16 protein-coding genes are annotated in these 17,215 nt (G+C 72.3%); 7 read left to right on the top strand and 9 right to left on the bottom strand.

Translation table 11 applies throughout. The features are described 5' to 3' along the window. Positions 1 to 52: 52 nt before the first annotated feature. Both Aiant_RS32080 and Aiant_RS32075 read right to left on the bottom strand, forming a co-directional pair. Positions 53 to 1,624, bottom strand: a complete 1,572-nt coding sequence (locus Aiant_RS32080; protein ID WP_212846562.1) for an amidohydrolase — start codon at positions 1,622 to 1,624, stop codon at positions 53 to 55. Between the two features lie 8 nt (positions 1,625 to 1,632). Continuing rightward, a complete protein-coding gene (locus Aiant_RS32075; RefSeq protein WP_189333627.1) occupies positions 1,633 to 2,241 on the bottom strand; it encodes a TetR/AcrR family transcriptional regulator in 609 nt (202 codons plus the stop codon). 72 nt (positions 2,242 to 2,313) lie between these two features. On the opposite strand from Aiant_RS32075, the gene Aiant_RS32070 reads away from it, so the two are divergent. From Aiant_RS32070 to Aiant_RS32060, 3 genes are read left to right on the top strand one after another with little or no spacing between them, the layout of a single operon-like run. Continuing rightward, on the top strand, positions 2,314 to 3,723 hold the full coding sequence (locus tag Aiant_RS32070) for a purine-cytosine permease family protein (protein ID WP_189333628.1): 1,410 nt from the start codon (positions 2,314 to 2,316) through the stop codon (positions 3,721 to 3,723). A 59-nt stretch (positions 3,724 to 3,782) separates the two neighbouring features. After that, positions 3,783 to 4,622 carry a hypothetical protein gene (locus tag Aiant_RS32065; protein WP_189333629.1) on the top strand — a complete coding sequence of 280 codons (840 nt, stop codon included), beginning with the start codon at positions 3,783 to 3,785 and terminating at the stop codon, positions 4,620 to 4,622. Beyond that, positions 4,619 to 6,619 (top strand): hypothetical protein, encoded by a 2,001-nt coding sequence (locus Aiant_RS32060; RefSeq protein ID WP_189333630.1) that lies wholly within the window; start codon positions 4,619 to 4,621, stop codon positions 6,617 to 6,619. The genes Aiant_RS32065 and Aiant_RS32060 overlap by 4 nt, the downstream gene beginning before the upstream one ends. A gap of 15 nt (positions 6,620 to 6,634) precedes the next feature. Here the strand turns inward: Aiant_RS32060 and Aiant_RS32055 are convergent, their stop codons facing one another. From Aiant_RS32055 to Aiant_RS32045, 3 genes are all read right to left on the bottom strand, one after another. Beyond that, entirely contained in the window at positions 6,635 to 7,663 is a 1,029-nt protein-coding gene (locus Aiant_RS32055; RefSeq protein WP_189333631.1) for a hypothetical protein, read from the bottom strand. Positions 7,664 to 7,930: 267 nt separating this feature from the next. Further along, positions 7,931 to 9,052 carry a glycosyltransferase gene (locus Aiant_RS32050; RefSeq protein ID WP_189333632.1) on the bottom strand — a complete coding sequence of 374 codons (1,122 nt, stop codon included), beginning with the start codon at positions 9,050 to 9,052 and terminating at the stop codon, positions 7,931 to 7,933. Continuing rightward, positions 9,042 to 10,025 carry a glycosyltransferase family 2 protein gene (locus Aiant_RS32045; RefSeq protein WP_189333633.1) on the bottom strand — a complete coding sequence of 328 codons (984 nt, stop codon included), beginning with the start codon at positions 10,023 to 10,025 and terminating at the stop codon, positions 9,042 to 9,044. The genes Aiant_RS32050 and Aiant_RS32045 overlap by 11 nt, the downstream gene beginning before the upstream one ends. Positions 10,026 to 10,241: 216 nt before the next feature. On the opposite strand from Aiant_RS32045, the gene Aiant_RS32040 reads away from it, so the two are divergent. Further along, the gene (locus tag Aiant_RS32040) at positions 10,242 to 11,369 is read left to right on the top strand and encodes an LCP family protein (RefSeq protein WP_189333634.1); all 1,128 of its coding nucleotides are present in this window, start codon (positions 10,242 to 10,244) and stop codon (positions 11,367 to 11,369) included. Positions 11,370 to 11,397: 28 nt separating this feature from the next. Further along, entirely contained in the window at positions 11,398 to 12,327 is a 930-nt protein-coding gene (locus tag Aiant_RS32035; protein WP_189333635.1) for a diacylglycerol/lipid kinase family protein, read from the top strand. Positions 12,328 to 12,355: 28 nt separating this feature from the next. On the opposite strand, the gene Aiant_RS46025 is transcribed toward Aiant_RS32035, so the two are convergent. Next, on the bottom strand, positions 12,356 to 12,913 hold the full coding sequence (locus tag Aiant_RS46025; RefSeq protein WP_229830763.1) for an Rdx family protein: 558 nt from the start codon (positions 12,911 to 12,913) through the stop codon (positions 12,356 to 12,358). A 99-nt stretch (positions 12,914 to 13,012) separates the two neighbouring features. Between Aiant_RS46025 and Aiant_RS32020 the strand changes: the two genes are divergently transcribed. Together Aiant_RS32020 and Aiant_RS32015 are read left to right on the top strand one after the other, a co-directional pair. Then, positions 13,013 to 13,669 (top strand): hypothetical protein, encoded by a 657-nt coding sequence (locus Aiant_RS32020; protein ID WP_189333636.1) that lies wholly within the window; start codon positions 13,013 to 13,015, stop codon positions 13,667 to 13,669. Positions 13,670 to 13,825: 156 nt separating this feature from the next. Continuing rightward, a complete protein-coding gene (locus Aiant_RS32015) occupies positions 13,826 to 14,926 on the top strand; it encodes a calcium:cation antiporter (protein WP_189333637.1) in 1,101 nt (366 codons plus the stop codon). 173 nt (positions 14,927 to 15,099) lie between these two features. Here Aiant_RS32015 and Aiant_RS32010 read toward each other — a convergent pair whose 3' ends face one another. The 3 genes from Aiant_RS32010 to Aiant_RS32000 form a co-directional block, all read right to left on the bottom strand. Continuing rightward, positions 15,100 to 15,627, bottom strand: a complete 528-nt coding sequence (locus Aiant_RS32010; RefSeq protein ID WP_189333638.1) for a pyruvoyl-dependent arginine decarboxylase — start codon at positions 15,625 to 15,627, stop codon at positions 15,100 to 15,102. Positions 15,628 to 15,748: 121 nt separating this feature from the next. Continuing rightward, entirely contained in the window at positions 15,749 to 16,174 is a 426-nt protein-coding gene (locus Aiant_RS32005; protein WP_189333639.1) for a MarR family winged helix-turn-helix transcriptional regulator, read from the bottom strand. Positions 16,175 to 16,178: 4 nt separating this feature from the next. Then, positions 16,179 to 17,051, bottom strand: a complete 873-nt coding sequence (locus tag Aiant_RS32000) for an alpha/beta hydrolase family protein (protein ID WP_189333640.1) — start codon at positions 17,049 to 17,051, stop codon at positions 16,179 to 16,181. Positions 17,052 to 17,215: the final 164 nt, after the last annotated feature.

The following is a 17,215-nucleotide window of genomic DNA, read 5'->3' as shown; positions in this document are numbered from 1 at the left end:
GGGACGTCGCGCTCGCACGGACGCGTGACCGGCCGGCTGACCCCGGGAACGGTCACAGATCGGCGGCCCGGTGCACGACGCGGCCACCGGTGACGGTGAGCCGGACCGGCAGCGCGGCCAGATCCTGATCAGACACCCGCAGCGGGTCGTCGGCGAGCACGGTCAGGTCGGCGCGATCACCGACCGCCAGGCGGCCCGAGCCCGCGTTGACGGTCATCCCCCGCAACGCCTGGAGCGGGGTGAGCGCCTGGTCGGGGCCGTGCGGCGGCTGGGTCAGGTCGCGGGCCGGACGGCGGTGACGGGCACCGGCCATCACGCCGAGCGGCGGGTACGGGGCGATCGGCCAGTCCGAGCCGAGCACCACGGTCGCGCCGGCCTCCCAGAGGTCGCGGCAGCGCCAGGCGCGGGCGGCGCGGTCCTCGCCGAGGCGGCGGGACCAGTTGTCGGTGTGGTCGGCCCGGGTGAACTCGCAGCAGTGGGTGGGCTGCATGGAGGCGGTCACGCCCAGTTCCGCGAAGCGGGGCACGAGGTCGTCCGGGAGGGTCTCGATGTGCTCGATGCGATGCCCGATTTTTCGGGATTTTTCGTGGGTTTCGAGCACGAAGCGTACGGCCGCGTCACCGATCGCGTGCGTCGCGGTCGGCACCCCGGCAGCGTCCAGCTCACCGATGACCTTGCGGAAAAGCAACGGATCCGGCCAGTAGGCGTGGACCGATTCTCCATGACAGTCCGGCTTCTCCAACCAGGCCGTCCCGTTGTCGATCGTCCCGTCCATGAAGAGCTTCACGCCGTCGACGCGCCACAGCGCACCACCCTCCCCCTGCGCCGCGATCAGCTCGCCGACTCCGTCCCCCGGCCGGCACCAGGGTGCGAGCCGCAACCGCAGCGGCAGCTCACCCCGCTCGTCCAGCTCGCGCAGCACGGCCCGCTCGGCGACATCGCCCTCCATCATGTGCCCGCCGGTGAGCCCGGCCGCCGCCATCCCGCGCAGCACCTCGGCCACCCGCGCCCGGAACTGCTCCCCGGTCGGCTTCGGCGCGGCGTCCTCGACGAGCATGCTCGCCGGCTCCTCCAGGAGCAGCCCGGTCGGGCGACCGCGCTCGTCGCAGACGACCTCCGCCTGCTCGGCGAAGCGGCGCGGGCCGGTCACCCCGGCCAGCTCCAGGGCACGGTGGCTGGCGAGCGTGGAGTGCGCGTCGAAGAGGCGGAGCACGGCGGGCACCCCGTCGAGGACCGGGCCCACGGTGTCCGCGCTGATCGGGAGGTCGCCGAAGACGTTCGGGTCGAGGCCCCAGCCGTGCAGCCACTCGCCGGGGGCCAGGGCGCGACGGGCGCGGTCCAGCTCGGCGCGCAGGGCGGGCAGGTCGGTGCAGGCCGAGAGGTCGGCGCCGCGGGTCAGGTCCGCGCCGGAGACCGGGTGGCAGTGGCCGTCGATCAGGCCCGGGGTGACCACGGCGTCGCGCAGGTCGATGACGGTCGTGGCGGGGCGGATCAAGGGGCGTACCGAAAACTCGTCGCCCACCGCGACGATCTCGCCGCCGTGCGCGACGAGCGCACCGTGCGGGAGGAATCGGCCGGTCACCGGGTCGAGCAGGCGGGCATTGAGCAGGACGAGATCGGACACCACGGCTCCTAGAGCGATCCGGCGGGCAGGCCGAGCTCACGCTCGGCGGTCATCACGGCGAAGGCGGCGGCTTCCGGCGGGATCCGACCGACATTGACGTACGTGCTGACGCCGTCCACCGCGACCAGGATCCGGGTGGCCGCCACCGCCGCGTCCCCGGCCACGAACGCGCCGGTGGCGATCCCGTCCGCGATCACCGCGGTCAGCCGCTCGTGCCAGTTGTCCTGCTGGCGGTTGACCTCGGCGGAGAGCACCGGGCGATAGCGGCTGAGGTGACGAGCGTTCAGCCACAGACGGCTCACGTCGTCGAACATCTCGCCGATAGCAGCTTCGAAGAACCGCCGGAAGCGCTCCAGGGGCGTGGCGTCGGAGGGCGGCAGGAGCTCGTCGAGCTCGGCCGAGGCGGTCGCGCCGAACGCCGTGGCCACCAGCTCCTCGGCGACCGGGAAGTAGTGGCTGATCAGTCCGGGGCGGACGCCGAGCTCGTCGGCGACCCGGCGGAGGGTGACGCTCTCCAGGCCCTCGGCCAGCGCGACGCCGCCGGCCGCCCGGACGATCTCGGCCCGGCGGTCTTCCGCGGTTTTACGTGTCCGTGACGGAGAGGGGCTTGACGTCATGCATCGCAGGCTATTGGGTGTGTGACCAATAAGCAATTGAGCGCATGACCAATAGCCGTTTGCGGAGGTCCCATGACGTCTATCGACACTGTGCCGGGTGACCGAGCAGGGCAGATCGAACAGCGCGGCATCGAGTACGTGCCGGACGGCGAACGGCACGGCCGTCCCCGCGAGCTGTTCGCGCTCTGGGCCGCGCCGAACGTCAACTACGTCTCGCTGACCCTCGGCGGGATGCTGACCGGGCTGCTCGGGCTCAGCTGGCAGGCCGGGCTGGTGATCACCGTGCTCGGCAACCTGCTCTGGGTGTTGATCGGCATCCTCGCGGCGAGCGGCACCTCCTCCGGCACGCCGAGCGAGGTGGTCTCCCGGACCATGTTCGGGATCCGGGGGAACCGGGTGAACATCGCGATCACCGGGTGGCTGCTCTGCGTCTCCTACATCGCCCTCAACCTGGCTGCCGCCGCGCTGGCCGCGTTCGCCCTGGCCGACGTCTTCGGCTGGCAGCCCGGCAAGCCCGCCCAGGTGGCGCTGGTCATCGTGATCGCCGCGGTGACGCTGACCCTGAGCGTCTACGGGCACGCCACCATCACCCGTCTCTACCAGCCGTTCTCCGCGGTGCTCGGCGGCGCGTTCCTGATCCTCGGCGGCTACGTCCTGACGCACACCAACTGGGACTGGCGGCCGGCCGAGCCGCTGCACGGCGCCGCCCTGATCGCCGCCTGGATGGCCGGGATCGCCATCATCGGCTCCGGCCCGCTCTCCTACCTCAACAGCGCGGACTTCGCCCGCTACCTGCCCCGGAGCACCTCGGCCAGGTCGGTGGCCGGCTGGACCTTCCTCGGCGCGTTCCTGCCCAGCACGATCATCTCCGGGCTGGGCGTGCTGGCCGGGACCGTGATCGACATGACCGACCCGCAGACCACGCTGCGCGCGATCCTGCCCGGCTGGTTCTACCCGGTCTTCCTGCTCGCGGTGGTGCTCGGGCTGATCGCGAACAACGCGATGACGGCGTACAGCTCCGGCCTGGCGCTGCAGGCGATCGGGGTGAAGCTGCGCCGGTCGGTGTCGGTGCTGCTGGACGGTACGGTCGGCATCCTGGTCACGCTGTACGCGCTGTTCGTCTCGGAGAACTTCCTGGACACCGTGAGCCAGGCACTGCAGCTGTCGATCGTGCTGGTCGGGCCGAGCGTGGCGATCTACGTCGCGGACATCCTGCTGCGCCGCAACGACTACGACGGCGAGCAGCTCAGCGACGAGACGCCGGGCTCCCCGTTCTGGTACTCCGCCGGGGTCAACTGGCACGGCACGATCGCCCTGCTCACCGGCATGGTCGCGGCGGCACTCTGCGCGGACACCGACGTCTACCTCGGGCCGGTCGCGCGGGCCCTGTCCGGCATCGACCTGTCGCTGCCGGTCGGCATCCTGGTCACCGGCGGCCTGTACACGGTGCTGATGCGCGGGCGGGTGCGCGCCACGATGTAAAGCCGCCGGACACGGCGAGTTCGCCTGCCGGACGCCGGAGCAGGGTGGGATGTGCCACCGTGCACCACGCCAACCACTACTACGGGCACTCCCACGTGCTGGCCCGGTACTGCGGGCTCGACCCGGCCGAGGTCCACCGGATCCGGGGGTACCTCCAGCACGGCTGGAACATCGGGGACGGGATGGCGCCCGACCACGAGTTCACGCCCGGCATCCCGCTGTTCGTCTGGAGCGACCAGGTCCGCCGCCGGGCCTGGTCGCTCGGGCGGCGGCCGGTGCACGTGATCGGGGCGCCGTGGGCGTACCTGCTGGCCATGGACCCGATCCCGGCCGCCGCCCCTCGGGAGGGGACGATCTACTACCCCTTCCACGGCTGGGAGGGGCAGCACATCGTCGGCGACCACGGCAGGCTGATCGAGGAGATCCGGGCGACCGAGGACGGGCCGGTCACGGTCTGCCTGTACTGGCAGGAGTACCGGTCGGCCCGCCTGCGCCGCCGTTACGAACGGGCCGGCTTCCGGGTGGTCTGCCACGGCTATCGCGGCGGCTGGTACAAGGACCTGGACCCGCGGTTCCTCCAGCGGCAGCTCGCCGAGCAGCGCCGGCACCGCCGGGTGGCGTCCAACCGGCTGTGCAGCGCGATCTTCTACGGCATCCTGGCGGGCTGCGAACCGGCGGTCTACGGGGATCCGATGCGGCTCGAAGGGGAACGCTCGTCGTTCGGCGGGCAGTCCCGGATCGAGCGCCAGTGGGCGTCACTGCACGGAGTGCACCCCGATCCGGTGCGGGCGCGGGCCGTCGCGGTCGCCGAGCTGGGCGCCGATCGCCTGCTCTCCCCCGCCGAGCTCCGCCGCCTCTTCCACTGGCCGGCCCCCCACCCGGAAGGAGCGGCTCGGTGAGCGTGCTCGTGATCGGCGGCGAGATGCCACATTGGTCGGAACCGGCCGGCTCCGGCGCGCACGGTCCGGCGCTGGCCGCGCTCGCGGCCGCGACGCACGGCAGGACGCTGGTCGTCGGACCGCACGGGCCCGAGATCGTCGCTCAGCTCACCGACCGCGAGCTGACGTTTTTGGTACGCGGGGAGCACGATGGCCGCCCTGGCGCCCAGGTCTGGTGTGGCAGCCTCGACCGGCTTCCCGCCGGGCCGGAGTTCGACACGGTGCTGGCGCTGGGCGGGCTGGACCGGGCCGGGACCACGGAGTCTCCCGACCTGCGCTGGTCAGAGGCGTTGTCCCGGGTGGTGGGGGTGTTGCGCCCGGGTGGACGGCTGGTGCTCGGGGTGGACAATCCGGCCGGCCTGCATCACCTGGTCGCCCTGCCGGCCGAGCCGTCCCCGGCGGACTGGTCCGCCCCGGCCGAGGATGCTCCGGCCGGCTTTTCCCGGCTCGTCGCGGCGCTGTGCTCCGCCGGCCTGGAGGTGGATCGTGGCTATGCCGGGTTCCCCGCGCCGGGCGCGCCGTCCGCGCTGGTCAGTGCGGAGTTGCTCGCCGACCCGGCGATGCTCGGATTCCTGCAGTCGACCCTGCGCCGGTCTCTCGTCCCGACATCTCCGCTGCTCGCGGACCCTCGCCCGGTGGCCGCCCGCCTCCTGCGATCCGGGCTGGCCCTGCAAACCGCACCCGCCTGGTTCCTGGTCGCCACCCGCCCCGGCCCCCGGCCGGATCCGGGGCCGGTCTCCGGTGCCTCTGCCGTCCCGGCGCATCCACCAGCCCCGAGCGTCTCCTGGATCCCGGCACCACCCGAGGGCCCGACCGCCCCGCTTGGGCCGGCGGGTCCACCGGTTCTGGATCTGCCGCACGCCCTGATCGGCGCGCCACCCCCAGCGATCTTGTCGGCCGCTCCGCCGACCGTTCCGCCGGCTGCTCCGCCAACCGTTCCGCCGGCTGCTCCGCCAACCCTTCCGCCGGCTGCTCCGCCAACCCTTCCGCCGCCTGCTCCGCCAACCGTTCCGCCGCCTGGTCCGCCGGCTGCTCCGCCAACCGTTCCGCCGCCTGGTCCGCCGGCCGCTCCGCCAACCGTTCCGCCGCCTGGTCCGCCGGCCGCTCCGCCGGCTGCGGAGGACCTCAGCCTTCACCGCTCGCCAGACGGAACATCGCTGCTCGTCCGGGTGGACCGTGATCCGGTCCACGGGTGGATGTGCTCCGGCGCCGCATCCCCGCTGCCGGCGGGCCGATGCCTGCACGACGTGTTGATCACCGCGTTCCGACGTCATGATCAGCCGACGGCGCGCCGCCTGTTGACGGCCTGGCAAAGCGGCAAACTGGCCGAAATGGACGCGGATGAGCTCATCGTCGGCTCGGACGGAACCCTGCATCCCTCGGCGGCATTTCCTACCGAGACAACCGATTCGCCGGAAACTGTCGATCAGGTCGCCACTCCGAATTCGATCGAATCACCGGGCTCCCTGGCTTCTGCCGGACACCCCGGATCTGCTGCTCCCGTCGAACCGATGGGTTCGGTCGCACAGGCCGATACCGCGCTCCGGCGATTCGCCGCGGCGATGTTCCACGAGGGACTCGCGCACCTCTGGCCGGCTCCCGCCGACGAATCCGAAGTCGCCGCCCTCCTGGCGGAGATGGCCGGTCGGCAGGCAGACACCGAAAGGCACCAGAGTTCGGGCCGCGGTGAGCGATCGCACGTGGATCTGCCGACACTGCGGGAGACGGTGGCCGAGCGGGATCGGTTACGCCGTGAGCTGGCCGAAGCGCGCGCCCAGGTCGACTGGTGCGAGCAGCGAGTGGCGCAGCGCGACGCCGAACTGATCCGCGCCAACCGCATCATCACCGCACTGAAGGCCACCGCACCCGGCCGGGCGGCAACCGCCATGGCCGGTGGCCTGCGCACCGGAAAGCGGGTGGCGCGGGCCGCCCTCCGCCGCCTCCGTCCGGAAGCCTGAGGAGGCGGCGGCCGGTCAGAGTATGCGGACGAGGATGCTGAAGGCGATGCCGACGATCAGGCAGATCGTGGCCACCTTCATGGCGGTGGCGGCCAGGCGCTCGCCGTTGCGCTTCGCACGGCTGGCCAGGAATATGGCGACCCCGCCGAAGAGCGGGGGCACCAGGAAGACCGCGATGGCGCTCAGGACGAACGCGATCACGCTGAGCGTGTTCCCCTGGGCGACCGGCTGCGGATATCCATGGCCGTAAGGCGAGGGGCCGTAAGGCGAGGGGCCGTAGGGCGAGGGGCCGTAGGACGGCTGGCCCGGATACGGCTGCCCTGGATAGGGCTGCTGGCCTGGATAGGGCGGCTGGCCTGGATAGGGCGGCTGGCCGGGGTAAGGCGGCTGACCCGGGTAGACCTGGGCCGGCGGGTAGGGCTGGCCGGGCGGCGTATACGGCTGCGGCGGAGTGCCCGGCGCTCCGTAGGGCGGGCCGGGTGGGCCGTAGGTCGGCGACGGGCTGTAGGGCGCGGGTGGAGGGCTCGGCGCCGACTGACCATAGGGCCCGGTCTGCGGCGGCGTTCCATAACCGGCCGGCGGGAACGGCCCGGCGGAAGCCGGCGGAGCGCTCGACGGCGGCCCACCGAACGGCGGCGTCGAGGCAACCGGCGGGGCGCTCGACGGCGGCACACCGTAAGCCGGCGGAGCGCTCGACGGCGGCGCACCGTAAGCGGGCGGGGCGCTCGACGGCGGCGCACCGTAAGCGGGCGGGGCGCTCGACGGCGGCGCACCGTAAGCCGGCGGAGCGCTCGGCGGCGGCGGGCTGTAGGGCTGGGCCGGGGCGGCGCTCAACGGGTCAGGGGTGACCGGCGGTGGCGTGAACGGGTCGGCCGTGGTGGGACCGGAGAACGGGTCGGCCGGGACCCCGTAGGGCGACGTGGGCATGGCGGTGGTCGCCGGGTACCTCGGGTCGGTCTGGCTGGGCGGCGTGGTGGTGTGGCCGCAGGCCGGGCAGACGCCGGTGGAGGGTACGGCGGTGGAACCGCAATGTGTACAGGTCATGCTGCCTCTCCCGTGCTCCGTCGGCGCTGCGTATCGGCACTGCGCGGAGGGATCTGAGCGCCGGGACCCCGGATGGGATCAGCGCCACCATGAGCCGCGACGCGGACCCGGCGCCGGGCAGGTCGCGCGGATGAACGGACCTCGAAGCGGGCACGGGCCTCGAAGCGGATGCGAGCCTCGAAGCGGAGACCGGCCGAAGCGGAGACCAGCCCCGGACGGACCCGGCCCCTCGAAGCGGACGAGCGGGCATCGAGCAGTGAGCGGATATCAGCGCTGACTGGTCAGCCTAGCGCCCGCTGTCGACTCGTCATAGAGACGCTCCAGCCGCCGCGTCTGCTCCCCCAGGTCGAAGTGCGTGCCGATGCGCCGCCGTGCCTGGGTGCCCAGCCGGTGCCGCAGCTCCGCGTCCCCGAGCAGCCGGGTCAGCGACGCGGCCAGCGCGGCCGGGTCCGCCTCGGGGGTGAGCAGACCGGTCTCCCCGTCCACGACCGCTTCCGGGATGCCGCTGTGCCGGGTCGCGACGACCGGCAGGCCCAGCGCGCCGGCCTCCAGGATCGTGGTGGGCAGTCCCTCGGTGTCGCCGTCCGGTGCGGTCTTCGACGGGCAGGCCAGGATCCGGGACTCGGACAGGTGCCGGGCCACCGCCTCGGGGGACTCGCTGCCCACGAAGGTGGCGTCCACCCGCAGCTCCTCGGCCCGGGCGCGCATCGCCGGCATCAGCTCGCCGTCGCCGATGAACAGCGCGCGCGGGCGCGGCGTCTCGATCCGGGCGAGCGCGGCCAGCAGGTCGTCGACGCCCTTCTTGGCGACGAAGCGGCCGACGAACACCACGTCCCAGCGCTTCGGGACCATCGGGACGGCCGCGGGGACCGGCACGCCGGTGTAGTGCACGCGTACCTTCGCCGGGTCGGCGCCCCAGCGGATCGCCCGCTCCCGGATCACCTCGGAGACCGCGATGACCGTGGTGGCCCGGCGGAAGACGGTGCGCAGGTTGCGGCGGTACCGCAGGCCCTTGGCGCCGGGGCCGGCCGGCTGCCGGGTGACGTCGTGGCCGTGCACGGTCACCACGAGTGGCACACGGAGCCGGGCGGCCGTGTGGCTGACCAGCCAGCCGTCACCGCCGAAGTGGGCGTGCAGGAGCTCTGGGCGTACCGAAAGAAGGGTGTGGTGAAGCCGGGGCGAAGCCCCGGTCAAGCGCAGGCGCAGGAAGCCTCGGTGGTCCGGGAAGGCGATCACGTCGTCCGGGCGGGAGAGCGCCGACTCGATCCGGGTGGCGCCCACGTAGGTCGGGGTCCAGCGGGACAGGGCGTCGCCCTGGTTGCGGATGAACGTCTCGGATCCGGGCAGCATGGCGCTGCGCCAGATCGCGACCCGGCGCTCAGTCGACATCGGCGTGCACCTGCGGCGCCGGCTCGGCCGGCCGGCTCACGGACCGGCGGCCGACGACCAGATCGCGCAGCCGGTGCCGCAGGCTCGGCGGAAGCGCCCAGATCTGGAGGTGGGTGAGGTAGTCGAGCAGGCCCGGGCGACCGTGCCGGCGGGCCTCGGCGAGCAGCTCACGGAAGAGCTTGCCGTCCCGGGTCGGCGCGGCCATCGAGCTGAGCACGCTGAGCGTGAAGGCGGCGTAGGCACGCCGGGTGAACAGCTCGCGGCTGGCGCGCAGCCACTCCAGCTGCTCGCGCCACGGGTTCTCCAGGCTGATCCGCTCGCGGTCCTCGTCCTGGTGCCACAGGACCAGCGGCTCGGCCGCGTAGATCAACTCGGTGCCCGGCTCGCGCAGCGCCCGCAGCGCCCAGTCCAGCTCCTGCTGCCGGCGCAGGCCGACGGTGAACGGCACGGCGCGCCACAGCTCGGTGGGCGCCATGATGGTGGAGGTCTGGATGAACCCGTCGCCGTAGAACAAGCCCTTGCGGACGGTGAAGTACTCGCTGATCGGCTCGCCCGGCGCGGGCAGCCGGCGCGGCATGACCGAGTCGGCGCGCGGGGTCCGGTTCACCATCCGGCAGGCCACGATCGGCGTCGCGGACCCGGCCTGAGCGGCCAGGTCGAGCTGCACGGCGAGCTTGGTGGGCAGCCACTCGTCGTCGTCGTCGAGCATCGCGGTGAACCGGCCGCGGGCGTGCCGTGCGCCGGTGTTGCGGGCGTTCGGCGCCTTGCCGCGCCGCGGGAGCACGAGCACGTCCAGCCGGGGGTCGCCGATCTCGGCCAGGGCCCGGGTGGTGGCGTCGTCGGGGCCGTCGACGACGACGAGGACCTCGAGGTTCCGGTGTGTCTGACCGAGCGCGCTGCGGGCGGCGCGGACCGCCAGCTCCGGCCGGTTGCACGTCGGGATGACCACGCTGACGTCCGGCTGAGGGGACATGTCGACTCGCTTAACGGCGGGGAATGGTGATCTGGACGCTAGGGACGGTCGAAGGCGCGACAGTGAACGGAAGTAAGCGGGTCGCCGGCGGCTGGAGAAAATTCACAGCCGTCGGCGCAATCTTTCGAGCGGCCGCTCCCGTCTTCATGGGTGGAATGACCGTCGACCCAGAGGAGACCTCCCGTGCGCAGGATCAGCAGGCGCCGACGACGCCGCATGCCACGCTGGGCTTTCTGGACCGTGGTCCTCGGAGCAGCGCTGCTGGTGGTCGGTGGCGGCGGCGCGGTCGGGGTGCGCTTCGCGGTGGCCGCGGCCACCTCCGAGGTCGGCCAGGAGGATCTGCTCGGCAACGCCAAACCCGTCGAGGAGAAGAAGAACGTCAATCTCGACGGCGCGAAGAACGTGCTGCTGGTCGGCATCGACCAGCGCCCCTCACAGATCAACGGCGAGGCACTGCGCTCCGACTCGATCATCCTGCTGCACATCAACAAAGATCATTCGAGTGGCTATCTGATCTCCCTGCCCCGGGACAGCTACGTGCGAATCCCGGCCTATGACAACGGCGCGCAGTCGTTCGCGGGCGGCAAGTTCAAGATCAATGCCGCGTTCGCCTTCGGCACCCGCGGGCTGAAGGGCACCGAGGCGCTGAAACACGGCTTCGAGCTGCTCACCATGACGATCAAGGAGCTGACCGGGATCACCCCGGACGCCGGCGCGATCATCGACTTCCAGGGCTTCCGCGACGTGGTCAAGGTGCTCGGCCGCGTCTGTATGTATGTGGACACCCAGACCACCTCGATCCACCGGGGCACCGACGCCAACGGCAAGCCGGCCGCCCCCTTCGTGATCAACCCGGACGGCACACTGCGGTCCAGGATCGCGGGGGTGAAACCGAAGGTCTACACGAAGGGCGATCACTGCTTCACGCCGGCTGACGCGCTCGACTTCGTCCGGCAGCGCGACCTGCTCGGCGACAAGTCGCTGGACTACGGCCGGCAGCGGCACCAGCAGCAGTTCTTCAAGGCGATCATCAACCAGGCGGTGTCCGACGGGCTCGACTCGCCGACGAAACTCCCGGCGCTGCTGAGCGCGTTCGGCAAGTCGATGACAGTGGACAAGGGCGGCATCAGCCTCGTCGACTGGGCGCTGGGGATGCGCGACCTGAAACCCGACCGGCTGGTCACCATCAAGACCAACGCCGGCAAGCTGAACTCGCAGAACGTGCCGAACGTGGGCAGTGTCGAGCTGTTGAGCGACGACAGCATGAAACTGCTCCAGGCCGTCAAGAGAGACACCATCGACAGCTTCCTGCTGAGCCACCCGGACTTCATCTCGACGGTCTGAGCGGACCGGCGGCGGATAGGGTCGCGGGGTGCGGAGCAAGCAGCAGCTCACCGATGACATCCGCCGCGACCGCCGGGCGGCGCTGGTCGTCAACACGCGGTCCCGCCGCGGGCGGCAGCTCTACGAGGACGCTCGGGACCGGCTGCTCACGGCCGGTTTCGAGCTCCTCGGGACATATGCCATGGAGGAGTCCGGCGAGCTGGAGACGCTGCTTCAGGACGCGCTCGGCAAGGGGCCGGACCTGCTGATCGCCGGCGGGGGCGACGGCACGATCAGCACCGCCGGGCGGCTGCTCGCGCACCGGGACGTCGCGCTCGGGCTGCTGCCGCTCGGCACCACGAACAACTTCGCCCGGACCGTGCGTATCGCGCCGGACCTGGACACCGCGATAGCCACGCTGGTCGACGGCAAGGTGATCGACGTGGACCTGGGGGTCGCCGGGGACCGGCCGTTCACCAATCACGTCGGGATCGGGCTGTCCGCCGAGGTGATGATCAGCGTGCCGCCGGGGCTGAAGCGGCTGGCCGGGCGGGTCGCCTACCCGCTCACCGCGCTCGGGCTGCTGGCCCGGCACCGGCCGTTGCGGGCCACGATCCGGGCCGAGGGGCGGGAGCTGCGCTTCCACACCCACCAGGTGTATGTGGCGAACGGCGGGTTCCACGCCGGGCGCCCGATCACCGCGGACGCGCACGCGGACGACCGGCTGCTGGTGGCGTACCCGGTCGGTGGTCCGGCGCGGCGCGAGCTGCTGCGCGAGACGGCTCGCAACGCGGCCACGGGACATAGGCGGACGCTGCACGAACGCCCGTTCCTCGCGGTCCGCGAACTCTGGCTGGAGACGGACCGGCCCGCGGCGGTCGAGGTCGACGGCGAGCCGTGCGGCGCCACCCCGATGCGGATCGCGGTCGACCCGAACGCGCTGCGCATCATGGCCCCGCTGGACAGTCCCGACCTCTGACCCGCGGCAGTAAGGGTTATTTCGGAACTTAACTCTTACCCGGCGGCGCGGCTGGATCGGTGGGCGCGGCGGGCGCGGCGGGCGCGGCGGGCGCGGCGGGCGCGGCGGGCGCGACCGCAACGGCGGGAGCGACGGGAGCGACGGGAGCGGCCGGCGCGGCGGGAGCGGCCGGCGCGGCCGGAACGGCGGAAGCGTCCGGCGCGGCCGGAACGGCGGAAGCGTCCGGCGCGGCCGGAACGGCGGAAGCGTCCGGCGCGGCCGGAACGGCGGAAGCGTCCGGCGCGGCCGGAGCGGCCGAAGCGGAAGCGGCACGGTCGGAGTGGCCCAGGTCGCGGCCGGGGGCTACCAGGTCGCGGACCAGTCGCTTGAGCTGGGGCAGGTCCGGGAAGCCGTCCGGCTTGCGGGTCCACAGGACCTCGTCGTCGAGGCGCACCTCGAACACGCCGCCGATGCCGGGGACCAGCGCCACCTCGCCCAGATCCCGGGGGAACGTCGTCAGCAACTCCTGTGCCAGCCACGCCGCCCGCAACAGCCAGCGGCACTGCGTGCAGTATTCGATCTCGATCCGGGGCGTCCGCTCACTCACAACGCCCGAGTATGCCCGGCCGCGGGCCGGATGCTTGCCCACCCCGGCATCGACCCTTAGGTTGACGAACAGCGTTTCGGAGTGAGAAACGGAGCTCGCATGGTCAGCACGCTTTTCGCCCTGATCGCCGTGGCCGAACTCGTCCTTCTGACCCTGCTCCTCCGCCTGCCCCGCGGCTGGGTGCCCACCCTGCTGATCCTCGTGCTCGTCGCCCTGATCGGGGACAACGCGGTGATCGCGAGCGGCCGCCTGCTCGGCGCCGGCCCGCTGCTGCACGCCCTCTCGATCCCGCGATTCGTCACGCACGCCCTGCTGGTGCCGCTGCTCATCATGGTCGGTGTCGGTCTCGGCCGCCGTCACCGGGTCGGCTGGCTCCAGCGCCGCACCGCCCCGGCGGCCTTCGGCGCACTCACCGCCCTGATGATCGCGCTCGGCGTGTTCCAGGACGTGGCCGCCCTCGACCTCCAGCCCAAGACCTACGCCGACACCATCCGATACACCAACGCCGCCGCTGCCGGCCCGCCCATCCCGGCCATCGTCGCGATCGGGGTACTGATCGCCATCGGCATCGCCGTCCAGATCACCACCCGCCACCCCTGGCTGCTGATCGGCTCCCTCACGATGCTGATCGCGGCCGGCGTCGGCGCGGCCGTCCCGTGGCTGGGCAATCTCGGCGAACTCCTCCTGGCGCTCACCCTGTGGCAAACCGCCAAAAACCCAGATTTTGTACGTTCTACGCAGACTATCCGTGGCTAACCGCGAGGCCCGCCGCACACCGGACCGCCCGGCGCCCGCCGGGCTGAATCCCGGCTCGAGGTAGCGGCTCGAACAGATCGAGAAGCGGACCGCGGAAGTCTCGGTGGCATTTCCGGAAGCCGGGCCGGCCGGCGGAGCCTCTGGCAGAGTTGGCGGATGACGCCCAAGATTCGGTCCTATCTGTCGCACTGGACGGTCTACCTTCCGGTGCTCGCCGTTGCCACCCTCGTCCTGACCTGGGGCCGCGACCTGCCCCCACCCGCCGTCGCCCTGCTGGCCGCCCTGCTCGCCGGCGCCGTCCTGGCCGCCGTGCACCACGCCGAGGTGGTCGCGCACCGGGTGGGTGAGCCGTTCGGTTCCCTGGTGCTCGCGGTGGCCGTGACCATCATCGAGGTCGCCCTGATCGTCACGCTGATGATCAGTGGTGGCGAGAAGTCCCAGTCGCTGGCCCGGGACACCGTCTTCGCCGCCGTGATGATCACCTGCAACGGGATTCTGGGCCTGTCCCTGCTGGTCGGCGCGCTGCGGCGACGGATCGCGGTCTTCAACCCGGAGGGGACCGGGGCCGCGTTCGCCACGGTCGCGATGATCGCCACGCTCAGTCTGGTGCTGCCGAGCTTCACCACCAGCCGACCGGGCCCGCAGTTCTCCCCGGCACAGTTGGGCTTCGCGGCCATCGCGTCGCTCGGGCTCTACCTGCTCTTCGTGACCGTGCAGACGCGCCGGCACCGGGACTATTTTCTGCCGATCACCACCGAGGGCCGGGTCGTCGACGAGGAGGAGCACCTCGATCCGCCGACGAACCGGGCGACCCTGCTCAGTCTCGGCCTGCTAATGCTCGCCCTGGCCGGCGTGGTCGGCCTGGCCAAGGGCGTGTCCCCGGCGGTCGAGTCGGGCGTGGCGGGCGCGGGCCTGCCGCAGTCCGTCGTCGGCGTGGTGATCGCGCTGCTGGTGCTGCTCCCGGAGACGATCGCGGCGGTCCGCGCGGCGACCCGGGACCGCATGCAGACCAGCCTGAACCTGGCGCTCGGCTCGGCGATGGCGAGCATCGGCCTGACCATCCCGGCGATCGCGGTGTCGATGTTCTGGCTGGACGGCCCGCTGCTGCTCGGCCTGGGCGGCACCCAGACGGTGCTGCTGGCCCTGACCGTGGTGATCGGCACGCTCACCGTCGTCCCCGGCCGCGCGAACGTCCTCCAGGGCGGCCTCCACCTGAGCCTGCTGGCGGCGTTCCTCTTCCTGGCCGCGAGCCCCTGAGGGACGGCCTGGCCGCGAGCCCCTGAGGGACGGCCGGGGCGCGAGCCCCTGAGGGCCGGCCGGGGCGCGAGCCCTGACCACGAGAAGCCCCGCTCCGAACCGGAGCGGGGCTGTCCACGGGAGAACCAGAGCGAGACCGGCCGGGAGCGGCGCGGATTCGCGTACCGAAAGAGTCAGTTCATGCCGGGCGGGTCGGTCGCGCGGATCCCGCGCCAGGAAGCGGTCTCGTAGGGCGCGAGCACCAGCGCGCAAACCGGTTCCCCGTCGCAGACCGCACCGTGCACCACGAAGTCCGGTCCGTCGAACTCGTCCTCGTGCCCCTTTACCAGGTCCCGCAGGCTGGCCTTGATCGCCTCGCGGACGAACGCCTCGCTGGTCCCCTCGTGCTCGACGAAGAGCCCACCCTTCCCGTCGCGCCGCTGCACCCAGCCGATGCCGGCCCACGCCTCCTCGCCCACCTGGGTCGCGTGCTGCTCGGCGTAGACGCAGTACAGCTTGTCGCCCCAGGCGCCGACCGGGACCGGCGCCTTGCCGCTCGGGTCGACCGCGGTGCCGGGCGGGATGACGCTGGAGAGCCGGACCAGGTTGTAGAAACCGCACTCCATGGTCACCAGGGCGTCGTGGAACGCGGCGAGCGAGGTGGTGCCCCGGCCGATGGCGCGAACGACGGGGATCTGGTCGAAGACGACGGAGTCAGTCATGGGTCTCCTCGGACGGGTCGGACGGCAGCGGCGCGGGTACCCGGTGGGCGCCCACGCCGTGTTCCTTCGGCCATCCCCGGCCGGGGTTGAGGAAAGCGCCGGGTTTTCCTCCCGGCATCGGTCACTCCCGATGCATGGAGACCCGGGTCACATGCTCCAGCCAGCGCTGGACCACCGCCACCTCGGCCTCGTTGAAACCTGCCGTGAGCTGCTGATTCAGGTCGTCGACCAGTTCCCGGGCACGGGACACCGCGGAGAGGCCGCGCGGGGTGAGGGCGAGCCGCACGGCGCGGGCGTCGGCCGGGTCCGGGGAGCGGGTCACGCAGCCGCCCCGCTCCAGCCGGTTGACCAGGCCGCTCATCCCGGACGGGGAGGCGCCGAGGGCCGCGGTCACGTCGCCGATCAGGGCGTTCTCGTGTCCGGCCAGGTAGAAGAGCACGCCGGCGCCGGACGCGCCGATCCCGGTGTCCCCGGAACGGGCGTCGATCCAGCGCCGGACCGCGCGGTCGGCATTGAAGAGCAGGAAGATCAGGCGAGGCAGGCGCACGCGGTCATCTTGTCGCCTTCGCCGCGTGGGTGTGCAACCAGGCCAGCAGTTCCGGCCAGACGGCCTCGCGCATCGAGCGGCGCATCAGCCCGTGATGCCCGATCACCGGCACCCCGGCGGCGGCCGGCGTGTAGGTCCGCCGCTCCACCTCGGCGCCGGTCAGGTGGGTGGTGAGCGCGTCCATCTGGCGCGGCGTGGACCACGGGTCGTCCGAGGTGCCGACGGCGAGGACCGGGCCGGTCAGGGTCGCGGTCCGCTCCCGGGCGCGCATCGACGGGTCGTCGAAGAAGTAGTTGTCCATCCGGGCCCAGCCGCCCCACTCGGCCATCGCGGCCAGCGGCAGATTTTCCCCGAGGCCCAGGCGGCGGGCCGGGACGTAGCCGTAGAACCGGCCGGCGAGCGGGCCCAGCAGGTGCAGCAGCAGCCGCACCCGGAAGCGCTCCGCGCGGCTGGGGATGGTGCGGATCGCGGCGACGTGCGACGCGACGATGACCGAGGCGGCCAGGTCGGTGCCGGCCGCGCCGAGCGCGATGACGTGCCCGCCCAGGCTGTGCCCGAGGGCGAGCCGGGGCAGCCCGGGGAACCGCTGCCGCGCCCACTGCGCGACGGCCGGCGCGTCCGCACCGATCCAGTCGCGCATCCCCAGGTCGCGGTGGTCGCGCGGGTGGCCGGAGCGGCCGGTGCCCCGGTAGTCGTAGGTGACCGTGGCGATCCCGTGCTCCGCCAGGTAATCCGCGAACGCGGCGTAGAAGCCCTGCGGGGTGGCGGTCGCGGGGTGCAGGACGAGGACGGCGTCGGCGACGGACGGCTCGAACACCGTGGCCACGATGGCGCCACCCGTCGCGACCGGGATGCGCACCGTCTCGTTATTTCGCATGCGAAATAAGGTAACACCGCCGAGTGCCGATCCTGTGCGCCGCTGTGGTGACCACCACACTCCTGCCGGCCCGCCGCCTGCCTCTGACCGCCGAGATCCGAACCACCGGCTCGCGCTGATGGTGGTCATCCAGCCCGGGACACCACCACCACGCCCAGCCTGAT

The organism is Actinoplanes ianthinogenes (genome assembly GCF_018324205.1).
In the GTDB taxonomy this organism is placed as follows: Bacteria; Actinomycetota; Actinomycetes; order Mycobacteriales; family Micromonosporaceae; genus Actinoplanes; species Actinoplanes ianthinogenes.
Note: the sequence above shows the minus strand (reverse complement) of the source record. Positions and strands in the feature narration are given on the sequence as shown.

Excerpts from the sequence above, each read along its gene's own strand:
- Aiant_RS32040 (WP_189333634.1), top strand. The coding sequence starts at position 10,242 with ATGCCACGCTGGGCTTTCTGGACCGTGGTCCTCGGAGCAGCGCTGCTG.
- Aiant_RS32075 (WP_189333627.1), bottom strand. The coding sequence starts at position 2,241 with ATGACGTCAAGCCCCTCTCCGTCACGGACACGTAAAACCGCGGAAGAC.
- Aiant_RS32050 (WP_189333632.1), bottom strand. The coding sequence starts at position 9,052 with ATGTCGACTGAGCGCCGGGTCGCGATCTGGCGCAGCGCCATGCTGCCC.
- Aiant_RS32010 (WP_189333638.1), bottom strand. The coding sequence starts at position 15,627 with ATGACTGACTCCGTCGTCTTCGACCAGATCCCCGTCGTTCGCGCCATC.
- Aiant_RS32045 (WP_189333633.1), bottom strand. The coding sequence starts at position 10,025 with ATGTCCCCTCAGCCGGACGTCAGCGTGGTCATCCCGACGTGCAACCGG.
- Aiant_RS32020 (WP_189333636.1), top strand. The coding sequence starts at position 13,013 with ATGGTCAGCACGCTTTTCGCCCTGATCGCCGTGGCCGAACTCGTCCTT.
- Aiant_RS32015 (WP_189333637.1), top strand. The coding sequence starts at position 13,826 with ATGACGCCCAAGATTCGGTCCTATCTGTCGCACTGGACGGTCTACCTT.
- Aiant_RS32000 (WP_189333640.1), bottom strand. The coding sequence starts at position 17,051 with ATGCGAAATAACGAGACGGTGCGCATCCCGGTCGCGACGGGTGGCGCC.
- Aiant_RS32055 (WP_189333631.1), bottom strand. The coding sequence starts at position 7,663 with ATGACCTGTACACATTGCGGTTCCACCGCCGTACCCTCCACCGGCGTC.
- Aiant_RS32070 (WP_189333628.1), top strand. The coding sequence starts at position 2,314 with ATGACGTCTATCGACACTGTGCCGGGTGACCGAGCAGGGCAGATCGAA.